At 35.9% G+C, this 15,178-nt stretch carries 14 protein-coding genes and 5 pseudogenes; 15 read left to right on the forward strand and 4 right to left on the reverse strand.

Translation table 11 applies throughout. From position 1 onward, the window contains the following. Positions 1–189: 189 nt before the first annotated feature. Both ltrA and SPD89_RS05965 read right to left on the reverse strand, forming a co-directional pair. Positions 190–1,951: pseudogene (ltrA, locus tag SPD89_RS05960) on the reverse strand (group II intron reverse transcriptase/maturase). 1,192 nt (positions 1,952–3,143) lie between these two features. Beyond that, positions 3,144–3,649 (reverse strand): annotated as a pseudogene (locus SPD89_RS05965) (GrpB family protein). A 313-nt stretch (positions 3,650–3,962) separates the two neighbouring features. On the opposite strand from SPD89_RS05965, the gene SPD89_RS05970 reads away from it, so the two are divergent. From SPD89_RS05970 to SPD89_RS05995, 7 genes and pseudogenes are all read left to right on the forward strand, one after another. Beyond that, positions 3,963–4,454, forward strand: coding sequence for a DUF2975 domain-containing protein (locus tag SPD89_RS05970; RefSeq protein WP_336261047.1), 492 nt, complete (start codon positions 3,963–3,965; stop codon positions 4,452–4,454). Between the two features lie 10 nt (positions 4,455–4,464). Next, on the forward strand, positions 4,465–4,686 hold the full coding sequence (locus SPD89_RS05975) for a helix-turn-helix domain-containing protein (protein WP_336261048.1): 222 nt from the start codon (positions 4,465–4,467) through the stop codon (positions 4,684–4,686). A 73-nt stretch (positions 4,687–4,759) separates the two neighbouring features. Then, positions 4,760–5,533 (forward strand): annotated as a pseudogene (locus tag SPD89_RS05980) (DUF817 domain-containing protein). An 89-nt stretch (positions 5,534–5,622) separates the two neighbouring features. Then, on the forward strand, positions 5,623–6,387 hold the full coding sequence (locus SPD89_RS05985; RefSeq protein WP_336261049.1) for an isoprenyl transferase: 765 nt from the start codon (positions 5,623–5,625) through the stop codon (positions 6,385–6,387). A 38-nt stretch (positions 6,388–6,425) separates the two neighbouring features. After that, positions 6,426–6,544: pseudogene (locus SPD89_RS22915) on the forward strand (IS1595 family transposase); the annotation flags it as partial. Positions 6,545–6,573: 29 nt separating this feature from the next. Next, positions 6,574–6,747: a hypothetical protein gene (locus SPD89_RS05990; protein WP_336261050.1), complete on the forward strand. Its 174-nt coding sequence runs from the start codon at positions 6,574–6,576 to the stop codon at positions 6,745–6,747. A 13-nt stretch (positions 6,748–6,760) separates the two neighbouring features. Beyond that, entirely contained in the window at positions 6,761–6,991 is a 231-nt protein-coding gene (locus SPD89_RS05995; RefSeq protein ID WP_336261051.1) for a hypothetical protein, read from the forward strand. A gap of 62 nt (positions 6,992–7,053) precedes the next feature. Here the strand turns inward: SPD89_RS05995 and SPD89_RS06000 are convergent, their stop codons facing one another. After that, positions 7,054–7,524, reverse strand: coding sequence for a hypothetical protein (locus SPD89_RS06000; protein WP_336261052.1), 471 nt, complete (start codon positions 7,522–7,524; stop codon positions 7,054–7,056). A 295-nt stretch (positions 7,525–7,819) separates the two neighbouring features. On the opposite strand from SPD89_RS06000, the gene SPD89_RS06005 reads away from it, so the two are divergent. The 7 genes from SPD89_RS06005 (at position 7,820) to SPD89_RS06035 (ending at position 13,432) form a co-directional block, all read left to right on the forward strand. After that, a complete protein-coding gene (locus SPD89_RS06005; protein WP_442961067.1) occupies positions 7,820–7,927 on the forward strand; it encodes a helix-turn-helix domain-containing protein in 108 nt (35 codons plus the stop codon). A 179-nt stretch (positions 7,928–8,106) separates the two neighbouring features. Then, positions 8,107–8,271, forward strand: a complete 165-nt coding sequence (locus SPD89_RS06010; protein ID WP_336261053.1) for a hypothetical protein — start codon at positions 8,107–8,109, stop codon at positions 8,269–8,271. Between the two features lie 91 nt (positions 8,272–8,362). Then, positions 8,363–8,659, forward strand: a complete 297-nt coding sequence (locus SPD89_RS06015) for a type II toxin-antitoxin system death-on-curing family toxin (RefSeq protein WP_336261054.1) — start codon at positions 8,363–8,365, stop codon at positions 8,657–8,659. Positions 8,660–8,855: 196 nt separating this feature from the next. Next, a complete protein-coding gene (locus SPD89_RS06020) occupies positions 8,856–10,253 on the forward strand; it encodes a M20/M25/M40 family metallo-hydrolase (protein ID WP_336261055.1) in 1,398 nt (465 codons plus the stop codon). Between the two features lie 765 nt (positions 10,254–11,018). After that, a complete protein-coding gene (locus tag SPD89_RS06025; RefSeq protein WP_336261056.1) occupies positions 11,019–11,285 on the forward strand; it encodes a hypothetical protein in 267 nt (88 codons plus the stop codon). 561 nt (positions 11,286–11,846) lie between these two features. After that, positions 11,847–12,071, forward strand: coding sequence for a hypothetical protein (locus tag SPD89_RS06030; protein WP_336261057.1), 225 nt, complete (start codon positions 11,847–11,849; stop codon positions 12,069–12,071). Positions 12,072–12,223: 152 nt separating this feature from the next. Then, positions 12,224–13,432, forward strand: coding sequence for a YecA family protein (locus SPD89_RS06035; protein WP_336261058.1), 1,209 nt, complete (start codon positions 12,224–12,226; stop codon positions 13,430–13,432). A gap of 526 nt (positions 13,433–13,958) precedes the next feature. On the opposite strand, the gene SPD89_RS06040 is transcribed toward SPD89_RS06035, so the two are convergent. Beyond that, complete coding sequence (locus SPD89_RS06040) at positions 13,959–14,471, reverse strand: hypothetical protein (RefSeq protein WP_336261059.1); 513 nt, start codon at positions 14,469–14,471, stop codon at positions 13,959–13,961. A 144-nt stretch (positions 14,472–14,615) separates the two neighbouring features. Here SPD89_RS06040 and SPD89_RS06045 point away from each other — a divergent pair. Beyond that, positions 14,616–14,920: pseudogene (locus SPD89_RS06045) on the forward strand (nucleoside hydrolase). Positions 14,921–15,178: the final 258 nt, after the last annotated feature.

Below are 15,178 nucleotides of genomic sequence, written 5' to 3' on the forward strand. Positions count from 1 at the left end.
CACTTCTTTTTTTCTGTGAAAATGACAACGATAACGATTAAACTAAGTACAGCTATTATTGATAAACTAAATTAGCTACTAGGCTTATAGCAATAGGTAAGAGTTTGATGTTATCGCCGTCTTTTCCCCTGCTCCACACGGTACGTGAAGCTTTCACCTCATACCGCGTTCCATCTTTCAATTGCATTTTTAACTAATAGATTCTATGTTACACATTTTACGATAGTGTTAATTTTCTTGATTGCCGTTTTGTTTAGATTAAGTATATCAAGATATTTGTTAATTGTTTGAGTTTCCGTAGCGTGAATTAAGATGTGAATGAATTTATTTAGAATTCGCAGATTGCTGAAATCATCTGTACCTTCCAAACCTAGAGGTATAGAATGGTGACAGTGTACAAATTCAGCGGGTAAGAATTCCCCCGTAATCTCGCATTTACCGTTTTTCATACTGTACCTACTAATTCGATTATCAAAATATTCCACGCTTCTGTTAGGAATGTTAGATTTTATTAGTTTCCCAATTTCGGCTGATACGTCGGCCTTTAACCTTTTGTAATTAAGACTTCTTCCTTCTTTTGTAAATGGAGTTTGCCACTGTGAATAGCCCATAATGCTTTTATGTCTTATGTTGGCAAGAGGGTATAGATATACTCCGCAAACCTTATACGTCTTATAAGAACTCTTATAGAATCTGGTGTAGGAAGGCGGTGCCTTCCTTGGGTGTTCATATTTCCAACACTTCTCAAACGGTTGTTAAGTGTTCTACTTAGCTGGTATGCAAGTTTTCCGAATTCAAGGCTAACATGTGTTGCACCACGACTGTAATTGTGAATTCCTAGAACCCAACTATTGTATAGAAGAGCATTTTGGGTAGTTGGACTTTTTTGAATCTGCTTGATTCTTTTTCGTCCTTCTTCCTTATATTGTTTTTTCTTTTTGGCGTTAAGCCTTGTATAGGCAACACGTTTATGACCTTTTATTTCTGCCTTCAAAGTGAATCCAAGAAATTCAGATTCCTTTTTCCGTAAGTTTACCACCTTGGATTTTTCTGGGGATATGTCGAGTTTTAATCGGTCTTTTAGATAGAGCTTTACGGCGTGATACCATCTTAGGGCAGTTTTCCAATCTCGGCAAAGGATTTTGAAGTCGTCCGCGTAGCGAACAATATATCCTTCCTTGAGATTAGATTTTTTAAGAAAATAATATTTGTGCTGGCTTTGTTTGTATTTAGTCTTGCTTTCAAATCTTTCCCATTGTCCTGCTATCCATTTGTCTAAATCGTTCAGAACAACATTGGATAGAAGGGGTGATAAAATACCCCCTTGAGGTGTTCCTTTGGTTGGTATACCTTCCCCCATGATTTCTGCTTTAAGCATCTTACCGATTAGTTTTAAGACCCTTTTATCCTGTATTCCTAAATTCCATAACTGCTTGATTAGCAGTGAGTGGTTAACATTATCAAAGAATCCTTTAATGTCTACATCCACCACATAATGAAGATTGTTACGGTTGACTAAATGGTTTACCCTCGCTATTGCATGATGTGTAGACCTTAAAGGTCTAAAACCGTATGAGTGATTATAGAATTGCGCCTCGCAAATAGGTTCAAGAACCTGTTTGAAGGCTTGTTGAATAATTCTATCACTTATACTTGGAATGCCTAGGGGGCGTTTATTACCATTTGGTTTAGGAATAAATACCCGTCTTACCTTCATAGGTTGGTAGTTTTGAAGACGTTTTTGTATGAATAAAACTAGATCCTTCTCCGGGAATTTCTTGAAGTCATCAATGATTCTTCCATCTTCACCAGCTGTTTTTGAACCTTTATTCGTTTTTATTGTACGAAAGGCAAGTAGAATATTTTCTCTCGAAATTACAATGTCATAAAGACGGTTGAAAGATTCCCCGTTTTTACCTTTTTCGTACAGTTCATCAAATGTTTCAGTCATGCCTTAGTATTCCCAGTATCGTAATCGTGTTTGCATAATGGATCACTCCTTTCGCGGAATGATTTCCCATCTTCTTACCCGATCCTTGCAATTAACTTTTTAGAATGTCAGTTGTAACAATTGAAAGACTTGGGGCTGTTCCTCCACTTCCATTACAGAAGATTCAATGGTCGTGCCCCTACTCTCAACAAGGATAAATGCATTTCGGAAAATGATCCTTATAGCAACCATCTAGGGATGACAGTCCCTAATGCATGACGTTCCTGGTTTTCCCTGTTCCTTTAAGTTTATCTGTGCATTTGCCCTTAGGTGACTCCTGTAAGCCTGTAAGTTTTGTCACTCCCATTGTTAAGTGAACGTATTTCATAAGCACTATTCTTACTTTACATCAACTTACCTGAAGTATTATTCAGCAATACCAGTTAGATATTGTTTCGATATAGACCCGTACATTCGGAGTTTGTCAAACCAAATCTGGTTATTCTCACCATAGACAATTTATAGACACCCGACCTATCGGTTGTGTTCCTTACCGCTAAGGAATTTTTGTATTATCATTTAAACAACAACTTTCAGTCGACTTTACCTAGCTTCAAACATCCATTTTTCTGTTATAATGAATGCATGTAGGAGTATCAGTGTGGTCGCTTTGGAAAACATGGATTCCTCATTTCAACCATCGACTTAGAAGTTAGACTTACAGATGAGTAAGCCCGAACGTTTTAGCCTTTCTATAGACTTCCTCGTTCAACAGGTCGCGCAATGCTTCGAAAGTCGTCATTTTACCACCTCCCTTCTGTTAGGAAGATGGTCAACCGCCCACTATACATTTGTAGTTGTTGCTATTATTCTAGCATAGTGGCTCAATAGATAGCAATAAAAACAAGAACGCATATTCGTATATTATATACCACCCTTAGAAATCTAAAGGGTGGTTTTTTTAGGTTGATATTGGTTCAGCAATTTTAAATTGAAAGGTTTTTATTTAAAGAGCATTTATTGTAATGATAACGGCTTCAGTTACGGATGAGAAAATACTAATAACATTAAAAATATTAAATTAATTAGCATATATTCCATTAAGATAATACCAGTATAAATAGCAATATATATAGAAATTTAATTCTATGCTTTTTCAATGTTATAAATTACTACATTTTTGTGCGATCGCGGCTGTGTGCTAAATACGCTATTAACATATTTCTAAAATTGATTTAACAAAATCAGTTTTTTCATCTGCATATTTATGCTTATCATGCTTGTTTGCTTTTGTTAACTTTATTTTGAGATCTTGATATTCAATTCTTGCATTATCATTATCTCTTAAGTAATCTCTAAATTTCAGCTGCTCAATTAGATACTTACTTCCACTTTGAAACATATGGATTTGATGAGTCCTTGGTTCTCCTTTATTATAGTAGTGTCTATCCGGGAGAATGTTTGTACCTTTATAGGAGTAGCCTAAACTCTCCAAAGGTGATACACAATATTTTCCTTCCCTAAAATCGTTGATTTCAATGGCTATATCGATAATCGGCTTTGCACTTAAATTTTTTACCGCCGTACTTCCAATGTGATGAATATCAATAATATAATTAACGATTTCCTTCTCAATTTTACTTTTTTCTAATAAGAACGCTATTTCCCAATCTTTGTCCAAGGTACTAAAAAGACCTCTCCCTTAGGTAATCCCAACATATACCATACCTCCAAGCAGTTTATTGATGGAACTATCTTAAACAGAAGTCGCCAGCATTTTTACTCCAAATGGACCGTTTACTTAAAACCTTACTACGTTAATTTTAACATAAAAATTTCGATACCTTCGAAGTATAAGAATTTTAATGATTTCACCACTAGAACCGAGCTCCTTAGTTTAAAAAGGAATGCTTTTTATTTTTGGCTTAATACAATATCAATAAAAAAATATTGATTTAAACTAATTATTTATTGTAAAACGATAAATAATGTATTAAAATAAAAAAAGAAATAAATAAGTGAGGTGTTTTTGATGAAACTAGGATCAACATTGTTTTTAAGGATAGCTGTGAATTTAATTGGAGTTCCGATTCTTGCTTTATGCATATTTGGATTGCCGCGGATAGCGATTGAGGCTTTTGCACAAACAGGAAGAGGTTCAGAGTTTACATATGTGGTATTGGGCATTTTATTTTTAATGTATATATCGGCAATCCCGTTTTACTTTGCATTGTATCAGGCGTTAAAACTGTTACGTTATATTGACAAGAACGAGGCTTTCTCGCAAATTTCTGTAAAAGCTTTAAAGAATATAAGAAGCTGTGCCATTTTAATTAGTGTTTTTTATATGGTGGCTCTTCCGTTCATCTATGTCGTAGCGGAGTGGGATGACGCACCAGGTCTTATCGTAATCGGGTTGATTATTACTTTTGCTTCCATGGTGATTGCGGTCTTTGCTGCTGTTCTCAAAAAACTTTTACAAGAAGCGATTGATATCAAATCGGAAAATGATTTAACGGTCTGAGGTGAATGACATGGCAATTATAATCAATATTGATGTGATGTTGGCTAAGAGGAAAATGAGTGTGACGGAACTTTCGGATAAGGTTGGGATCACGATGGCAAATCTTTCTATATTGAAGAATGGAAAAGCAAAAGCAATTCGTCTATCAACCTTAGAGGCGATTTGTAAGGCGTTAGATTGTCAGCCTGGAGATATTTTAGAATACAGAAATGATGAAGATATCCAAGACTAATAGAGCAGGAAGGGGGATACTCATGGATGTAACTGTTCGAAATGATGCCGAGAAAAAGACGTTAAAGGTGCAAATGATTTTAGCTCTAAATGGACTTCTTCATTTTGGTTGGGAGCAGGCCCTATCTTGTTTGTTTTCTGTCGTTATTTTTGCTTCATTGGCCATTACACAAGTTATGCCGCTTCCCTTCTTGCCACGGTATGACTGGCTGCTCATCATCTTTCTTCTGATGCAGATCTGGATGGTACGTTCGGGACTTGAAACACGGGATGAACTAAAGGTGATTACATTGTTCCACCTTATTGGTCTTGCGCTGGAACTTTTCAAGGTACATATTGGATCCTGGTCCTACCCGGAGGAAGGGTATTCCAAAATTTTTGGAGTGCCGTTATATAGCGGTTTTATGTATGCAAGTGTAGCAAGTTTTCTTTGTCAGGCGTGGAGAAGGCTTAAAATTAAGCTTGTTAAGTGGCCGCCACTTTTGGCAGTTGTACCTCTTGCAGCAGCGATCCACTTGAATTTTTTCACTCATCATTACTGGTTAGACGTCCGCTTTTGGTTATCCGTTCTTGTAATTATCGTCTTTTGGAAATCGTGGGTATCTTACGAGGTGAATGGAATTCGCTACCGGATGCCACTTGCACTTTCTTTTGTTCTTATTGGATTTTTTATTTGGATAGCAGAAAATATCGCAACGTTCTTTGGAGCTTGACAGTATCCTAACCAAACCGTTGCGTGGAGTCTTGTTCATCTGGGGAAGGTGAGCTCATGGGTATTATTAGTAATCGTTAGTTTTCTTATCGTAGCAACGTTAAAGCAGATTAAGGCAAAGAAAATAGGGGCATGAGCATCATTTCAGGCTGGCTTATTGTTAAGGCTTGGACAATGAATCTGTTCCACCATTTCAAAACATTTTAGAGAGGATGAACACGATCAATGAAAATTCCTTTTTTAAATCATCTACAAACGAGTGAACCCTTACCTTATCTGGAAGGTCATACACCAGAACATATCGCAATCATTATGGATGGAAACGGACGCTGGGCGAGGAATCGGGGCATGCCCAGAGTTGCTGGACATAAAGAAGGAGTATCTGTCGTATTTAAAATTGTCAAGGCGGCAGCTAAATCTGGGGTGAAGGTTTTGACACTTTATACGTTCTCAACAGAAAACTGGAAACGTCCAAAGTCCGAAATAAACTATATTTTAAGACTCCCTAAAGAATTTTTACATGTCTATCTGCCAGACCTTATATCCAATAATGTACGTATTAAAGTAATCGGCGACATGAATGAGCTTCCGGCCTCTACACATGAGACGCTACAGTATGCAATGGATCGTACCCGTGACAATGACGGTCTTCAACTGAATATTGCACTCAACTATGGAAGCAGAAACGAGATTCTGAATGCAATGAAAGCAATGGTAAAGGATTTAAACAACACGAAATTATCAATGGATGAATTGGATGCACTGGATGAACGGCAGCTTTCAAAATATTTGTATACGGCTGATATCCAAGACCCTGACCTGCTTATTCGTACCGGCGGAGAAAAACGTCTGAGTAATTTCCTGCTTTGGCAGCTCGCCTATACAGAGTTCTGGTTTACGGATGTTTTGTGGCCAGATTTCTCCGAGAATGAATTTTTGGATGCGCTGGAAGAGTATCGGCAACGCAAAAGAAGGTACGGTGGACTATAAGGCAGTTTTGTACACACTTAAGGACTTTAAGGATCATTTTGAGTTGGTTCCAATATTTAGATATTGTGAAACATCGAAGCGATAACGATTCTATAAGTAAAATGATTATTGAGCTTGTTACAATGAAACGTATCATTCATTGAGAACGTATGAATGATAGAATGGAAAGTCTTGGAGGTAATTATAATGCAATCGAAGTTTTTACTCGGAATTTTAACATCATTTTTCTTTGTGTTGGTATTAACAGGGTGTCAATCGAATAATGAAATTTTGATGGATGATGTTAACGATATAATAGAAATCTCTATTTCCAAAACAATTGATTTTGGTAAACTCAATGATGTTCTTTGTAACATTTGAGGACTCGAATAAATTGAACATTTTAAAAAATGCTTTCTTAAATGCTAAAAGAGAGAAAATAAAACTGGAAGGTGTTAATTATGATTTACTAATTACTGACGATAAAGGTGGTAATTATTTGTTACAATGCTATTTAGGTGAAGAGGGAGAGAAAAGTGCTTTTTTCTTTATCGGTCACGAAGATAGAGTGTATTTCACATCCAATGAAATAACACAGGAATTGAGAAAAATTATAAAACCATAAATCCAGAAAGACCTTTGTATTTGAAGGTCTTTCCTTGCTTAAAATAGTCAATTTGGAAAACATCATGCTTTTAAAAATACCGCAATTTTTTCTAACCGTTTCGTTCTTTTCAAAAATTGTGGTGAAATAAATCGGTTTAAGTAATTTGTCAACTTCACATTTGCTCCGTAATAATAGGCTTGAACAATTAATTTAGAACAATAGTTTTTCTCTATCGACTCAATATTATGATTTAAAACAGTATACTCTTTTACAAGGTGTAGATGATCTGTAGCCCATTTCGCAGCTTCATTTGCACCGGATTTTGAGCGTAGTAATGTAATTTGATCCCCTGGATGATGTCGATGCCAAAATTGTTCGGCAGTTAACGTATGACCGGAGGGTTTTCCCGGTATCGCTTCTTTCATCGTGTAATCAGATCCGACAATGACAGTATGACCGACATAATAAGTGGATCTTCCAATCGTAGAATATAAAATATCTCCCGGAAGCATCTCAATATTGCTATACGGATATGTTTTTTTAAAAGACATGATGATACTCCTTCAAAAAGCTATATGATTTAATTATAACGATTAAACGAAAGCATATAAAGTGAAGTTTTCCTAAAAGAGTCCATTTTGACCCATATAGGACTCTTTAATTTTTTTATTCGAATTTCTCCAATTCAAATAAAACTTATAACTTTTCACAATGCCTATTGTCCAAATCGGTCATTATAGTTATACTATGAGTGACTGATATGGTCAATCTCAATTTGACAGAAAGGAGATTATTGCCATTTACTCTAAGTTTCTTAACTTACAATCAGAAAAACAACAGGAAATTATTAACGCAGCAATAATGGAGTTTGTTCAAAGTGGTTTTGAAAGAGCATCAACAAATGAAATTGTAAAAAGAGCGAACATCTCTAAAGGTTCATTATTTAATAATTAAACGTACAGATATGTCATGAAATTCCCGATGTCATGGCTTTCTAAGGGGTATAGTGAAATAAAAATATGATGCTCCAATCGAACAACTTATGAAAATAACTGAAAAGTGCAATACTTTATGTTATACTAGCTTTAAATATGGGAACACTTACATATACATACGAAAAGGGTGTGATATGTATGTGTGAGAACGGTGAGAAATTTAAAGGGGATGAAGGCATGGAGAAAATTAGTAAAAAAGACGAAATAAACAAAGCTGACATGCGCAATAAAAATACAGATGAAATTTTGAATAAAGGTATCAAACGCTACGATAAAGCGTTAAAAAGACTTTCTAAAAATTAACAATGGAAAAACTGAAACCAGAGGAACTAAGGTATATTCATAAGACAATGCTAGAACGTTATGGTGGATTACCCGGTGAAAAAACCCAGGAATGATTGAATATGTGTGTGACAAGCCATTTATAATAACTTTTGGGCATGAGCAATATCCTGATATTTTTCAAAAAGCGGCTGTTTTAATGACTTCATTAGCAAGAGGTCACTATTTTTTCGATGGAAATAAGCGAACTTCTGCAATGGCTACGTATTCCTTTCTGATGAAAAATGGGTATGAGTTAATAGTTTCAGATGATAATTTATTTAATACATGTATATATGTAGCTACAGGGGATTTGACAGAAAAAGAATTAGCAACGTGGTTAAAAAATAACTCATATCATTTAAAATAAGATTAATAGAATTAGACCTTACATTAATTTGTAGCGGTCTTTTTTTGTTGAAACCGAGTATTTTAAAAAGGGATGTGACCAGAATAAGCTTTCATTTGTGTTAATTAAACGTACAGAAATGTCCTAACATTCCAGATGACATGGCTGTCATCGCCCATTGGTATACTTTATGTAAATCAATTAAGGAGATGGCAAAATGAAAAATTGGAATCAGTTGTTTGTACGGCACGGATGGAATCTAGAGCAAATGGAAGAATTCAAGTTTCAGTGTAAAAATGAGACGGCGGATAATATGGAATTTTTACTGGAGTGTTTTGATAGAATAAATGTGCATTATCATTTTGAGGGGGAGGAACTCGAGATTGTAAGCTCCCCTGTAAGTGAAAGGGAATGGATTAAAGCAGTTGATTTTGAGTTTCGCGGCAGAACGGAGAATATTGGTCTATCCAAGGATTGTAACGGACCTGGGGTTTCTGAACTGGATACGTATATTAGCGGAGTGGTGCGCCAGTTAAATCGGTTAGGGTTTTATACAATTGTCTCGTGTGATGGACATGGCAGAAGAGGGGCATATGTCTATGTAACGAAAAATCTTGATGTTAAAAGTTTGGTAACTGTTTTGTTGGCTGTAGGGATGAGGCGTGTTTATTACCGGGAATTTGCTAATCATTATAAAATTACGCTTTCCATCGGTAATGCTAGGTTACTTGATTTAGCTGAGAGTTTGAGTAAGGTTGAAGTTGATTGGCTAAAAGAAGAAATCGCATTTATAAAAGAACAGCTTTTTTACAAAAGTTTGCACGAAGTCTTATCGATTCCTGGGGTTAGTGGGAGTGAAGGGCGAATTCGAAGTTTTGTAAAAGAGAAGTTGGCGCCATTTGTTGATTTTGTCACGGTGGATAGAAGCGGAAATTTGTTGGCTGAAAAGACATATCGCGGTGGAAATGGTCCGACAATATTGCTGAATGCACATTTGGATGTCGCAACGGAATTGGCTCCTGGGCGCTCTATTATAAAAGAAAACGGAATTTGGCGTAGCACAGAAGGAATTTTAGGGGCTGATGACCGTGCTGGTGTAGCTGTATTGCTTCATATAGCAGAAAAATTAATCGATTCGACGTTTCGAGGAAAGGTAAAATATATTTTCACGGTAGAAGAAGAGTGTGGCCTAGTTGGAGCAAGTAAAGTAGATGATTATTTTTTATGGGGCACGGATGCTGCATTTGTCATTGACAGAAGAGGAACAGGGGATATTGTGACATCTTGTTGGGGAAGCCACCCATTTTGTGATGTTAATTTCGGTAAACTTATCGAACAGATTGCGGATGAATCAGGTTTAGTAAAGTGGAAGTGCACAAGTGGGGGCAGCAGTGACACGAGAATTTGGGCAGAACACGGAATCCAAAGCGTCAATCTTTCGACAGGATATAGAAATGAGCATACGGATGATGAGTTTCTGGATGTTGCTGCGTGCTACAATGTTACAAAATTATTGACAGCGATTTTTGACAGAGCGAATGAAGTCCGGCGGGTTGTTAGGCGAATTAGTTTTAACAGGAATATTTTAAATGATATGAATGAAGAGATTAAATAATCGTATTGGTGATCCCTCAATTATTTGGGGGATTTTTATTTTTCAGAGAAGTCACTTGTATATTGCATAATATAGTGGAGAATATTGCAACCAAAATCTTATTATGCCTTAAAAGTCGTCATTTTACCACCTATCTACTACAAGGAAGTTGGCAAGCCGCCCACTATACTTTTGTAGTTGTTGCTAGTACTCTCTATCACATTTATAGTTGAATTAGGAACGTTTATTCTTGCTTTAGTTCCAAATTCTAGTGTGTTTTTACACTATTTCCAATTATTAATTCAACTTAGCAGGAAAGCGTATAAAATTTTACTAAACTCAAAATCCTTTGTCCAGATAGGATGGGCATGATAAAATTGACATAGCATAATAGTTTCTACGGTTAATAAGAAAATAGTCATTTTATAAAATAAATAATTATTACAGGAGAGAGACTGGATGGAGTTAAAACGATTATGTGAAAAGTATGCGACTGTAGTTATAATCTTTTCCATCTTCATAATCTCGTAACCCTATTGCAACTCCATCAATGAGAAAATACACATGATGTGGAAAGTCGCCCCCTAGAAACGATGACAGGGTTCGGTTCAAATTCCAACGTTGTACCATGATCACCCAAAAGACCAGCAATAACAGAGTAGTTAAATTCCGTCTTTTATAAGTCCGAATATTCAATTCTAGCTTCTAGGGTAGCGTTGTATAAATACATCACAATGATGTGTATTATGATATGATAAAGACATACCATTAATTGGTGGTGATTTTATGGGTTTTATCGAAACTTTAGAAGAACTTATGAAACACATTGCAAAAATGGATCAAGATAATTCAGTTTTTCAGTTCTCCATCCCTGGGAAGGGGAAATTCACCTTGCTTTTGCAGGAAGAAGCTGAAGAATCAATTAAATCAGAAGTGGAAAAAAATCCCCAATTAAAACAAATGATTCGAGAAAGTCAAAATGAATATGAAGAAGGAAAGGGAATGTCCACGAAGGATTTATTAAAGTCAATGTCAATAGAGGATTTCGAATAATGGACGATCTAAATGTCGTCTGGCTTCCGACCGTAAAGGAAGAACTATTACAGTTTAGAAGTATGCACTTTACGTCGGAAGAGACATTCGATTTCATTCATTATGGACACAGAAGAACTTTTAAAAAATAATATTGTGGGACAGACATATACAGAGGAGGTTGGATCTTATCAGGGTCTGTTGCGCATAGTAATTAGAAAATTTCGCACTTAATGCCTCGAAAGTCGTCATTCTACCATCTCCTTTCTACAAGGAAGATAGCCAGCCAGCCCATTATACTTTTATAGTTGTTGCTATTATTCAGGTCATATTTATAGCTAAATTAACAGAACGTTTAATCTTGTTTCATTGGCTAAAAATATAAGTGAAACATTCTCTAAGATTTTTTAAATTCTTCGAGATCTATCCGATGTAGTTGCAAAAATATCAGAGTATGTGAGAAAAGTGACTAACGAATAGGGATTAGAGTGGTGAGATTAAGGTTATTTTTAATGACAAAGTGTCCTCTCCCACTGAAATATGATATCATGAAAATAGAATAGGACAGGGAGGTTGGTATATATGGGATCATGTAATATTGATCATTCTCTCGATGATGTAAAAAAGAAGCTGAAAGGGCAAAGAATATATTTACCTGAAAATTTAGTAGAAAGATTAGAAAAGGCTTTAATAGATGATTTATCGCAAGGCTCCTTGAATGACATTTTTCACTTGTTAAAAAAGTATGATCTTGCCCCTGATTCCGAACGAGAAAAGCGTAATCAAAAGTTAGCCGCATACATATAAAAAAGTAAATGTGCACGTAAAATCTACTACATAACTCGGGGCCAGCCCCTCAGATGACAATAGGTTGCTGTAAAGAAGTTTTGGTCAGTTACCTCTTTATCTCTATTTTAAAGGTATAATCAACTACTTCCACAGAAAGCAGGTGTGATCGTATGCACGACGGAAAAGATCAAGAACAATATATGAAGCAGCTCCTAACAGGATTAAAGGAACGGAGAAGAGAGGAGGAGGAAAAACGGTATCAAAGGTATTGGGCTGAAATAAAAGTTCCCTTTACGCTGGATGAAGGTTTAAGTAAATATACAAAACATGAACTGGATACAATTCGTAAAACATTAAACATAAAAGATGCAAGCAGTCTGAAGAAGGCAGAACTGATAATACTGTTACAGGAAAAGATACCTGAATATCTTGAGCAAATCGTTTTTCAATTAGATGTTGAACGATTCGAGTTATTGACAAACATAGCAAAAAATAATGGTCAAATCATTGCACCAAATGTAACGAACGATCAAATTGAATATTTTCGTGCAAATGGGTTGATTTACACAGGAACATTCGAGAAGAAGAAGATACTCGCTGCACCTAAGGAACTTATTGGACAAATTACTGCTTGGAAAGATAATGTTAACATTAGGGCGACAGTAAAGAGAAATACTGAGTGGATCAAGCTAACACATGGGCTTTTGTATTATTACGGAACTTTAACCAGAGCACAATTAGTCCAAATGCTGGAAGAAACCACAAAAGAGTCGATAAATATTGAGGAATTTCTTGCTGTAATTCTAAATGCTAATTCTTATTTTGATGAAATCCATATAGATAATGAGTTATATTCAAATTTTCGTGTGTTTGATCCGGAAAGAGTACTACAGGAACACCAGTCAAGAAGCAGTGTTCCATTTTATCCTTTTACGAAACAGCAGCTTCTTACAGCTGGTGAGCCTGGATTCGTTGAGAAAAATCAAAGCTATGTTCAATTAGTTAAATTCCTTACAAAAAATTTTGAAATTGATTGGGAGGAAGCGGATAAAATCGCGGAAGAATGCGTGTATGCAACTAGAATCGGGGATGGACCGAATGATATTTTAGAATATTTAAGTCACATATTCGACTTTGATGATATGGAAATCGTCCAGGAATTCATGGATGAAGTTGTTCATCTAATGAATAATACCCGAGAATGGTTCCTGAAAGGATATACATCAACAGAGTTATTGGCACAGGAGCAAAACCATTTACGCCCATTGCCAGTAACCAAACAGAACCGTGATAAAGGAAAAAAAGTTGTGAAAATAGGCAGAAATGCTCCTTGCCCATGCGGAAGTGGGAAAAAATATAAAAAATGTTGCGGTAGATAACGGAAAAAAATGTTAAGTTTGGGCGGAGTTTTATAAATGGGAAAAAAGAAAAGAGGACATTACTGTAAAGCATGTGGGGGATATTTGGCCAACGAAAGGTTTAGCGGGAAAGGATACCGACAGCATATATGCAAGGATTGCAAAAGAAAAAGTAAAAAGGCGTACCATTCGTCAACCTCAGAATATGATCGGGAAGCACACTACTTATCTAAAACCATTAGAAACTGTATGATACTGTACACGTACAGATCAAGCTTCTTTTTATTTGAATTTCAAAAAGAACGGTATATAACAAGGGCTGGCTTCGAATCTGAGATTTTGTCTATAAGAAAAATGATGATCAAAAGTTTGTTGTAGATGAATCCGTTCAAACGAAGAAAGCTTTATTGGATGTTCTATTAAAAAGTATTATCAAACATTGGATAATGGAAACATCGTGGACTACTTTAATATATTAGAAAATGACTACGTGGAAATATCAAAAAAGCGCAAACAACATCTTGACGTAATAGCTTCTTTGAAAAATTTAGAGTGATTTTTGGATGAAGAAAGGAGGGGTCTGAATCCTTTTTTGTACTGGACTATTATGAAGCCTGTGCAAAGTGCTCCAGATCGGCACCAATACTGGGTCAATAATGTTGTAACCCAGTTCCCATTTTAAATTGACAGACTTTTCAAAGTCGTTTGAAACAGTGCATCTTCTCAGAAGTGATGTATCCGACATAATTAGTTCATAAACGATTGCTGAATCAACTCTAACTTGTATTACTTTTGTTAAACTCGTTATCGTTGCAATGTACTTTTTCTTTCTAGAGAGCACTTCTAACAAACCAATATTTGCATTCGTTTTATCCACTTGGAAATAGTTATAATCTTTTCCGTCTTCATAATCTCGTAACCCTATAGCGACTCCATCTATGAGAAAATTTACATGATTCGGAAAGTCACCTCTAGAAATAATGAATAGTCTCTCGGAATAAGGTAACAACAACTGCGAAAAATGTATTAGAGTTAGTATATGCTGATATCCCATTAGCAACGGGACAAACAGGTCCCCTAACAAAAGAACTCTGTGTTGCTCCTGAAGCACATGGAGATAGTGGAATGGACGGATCCTATTTTAATGGAGAAAATTATCCCCATCGCTTCAAATAATGCCATTTTATTTATGTATGAAAAAATTATGGCAAGCAAACAAAATGTCATTCTTGTTGGTTTAGAGCCATTGACAAATATCGCATTATTAATCGAAGTATTTCCTGAAGTCCACAGTAAAATAGAATATATTAGTATGATGGGCGGCGGACTTGATCGTGGTAATACAACCCTCTTGCCGAATGTAATATTTACGTCGATTCCGAGGTGGCAGAAAATGTTTTCAACTCCGATATTCCTGTTGTGATGTCAGGTCTCGATGTAACAGAACAAGCAGAAATTACAGTAGATGAAATGAATGACCACAAAATAAAGGTCGCGTCAGTCATTTAGCATATGAGCTTCGACATTTTTATAATCAATCAGGAAGACAGTTTGGCTTTATCAATAGCCTATTCATGATTCATGTGCAATAGCTTATCGTATCGATCCAAATATGTTTTCCGGTACTGTATATGATGTCGATGTTATCACAGAAGGGGAAGCAAGAGGATTAACGTTTGCGGATAAACGATTGACAACGGTGTGGAGCAAAACACACTCGTATTAGAACGGGTCAATCGAAAAGAATTTGTCAGCTTACTAATAGAT

The organism is Pseudogracilibacillus sp. SO30301A, assembly GCF_037072025.1.
Lineage (GTDB): Bacteria > Bacillota > Bacilli > Bacillales > Amphibacillaceae > Pseudogracilibacillus.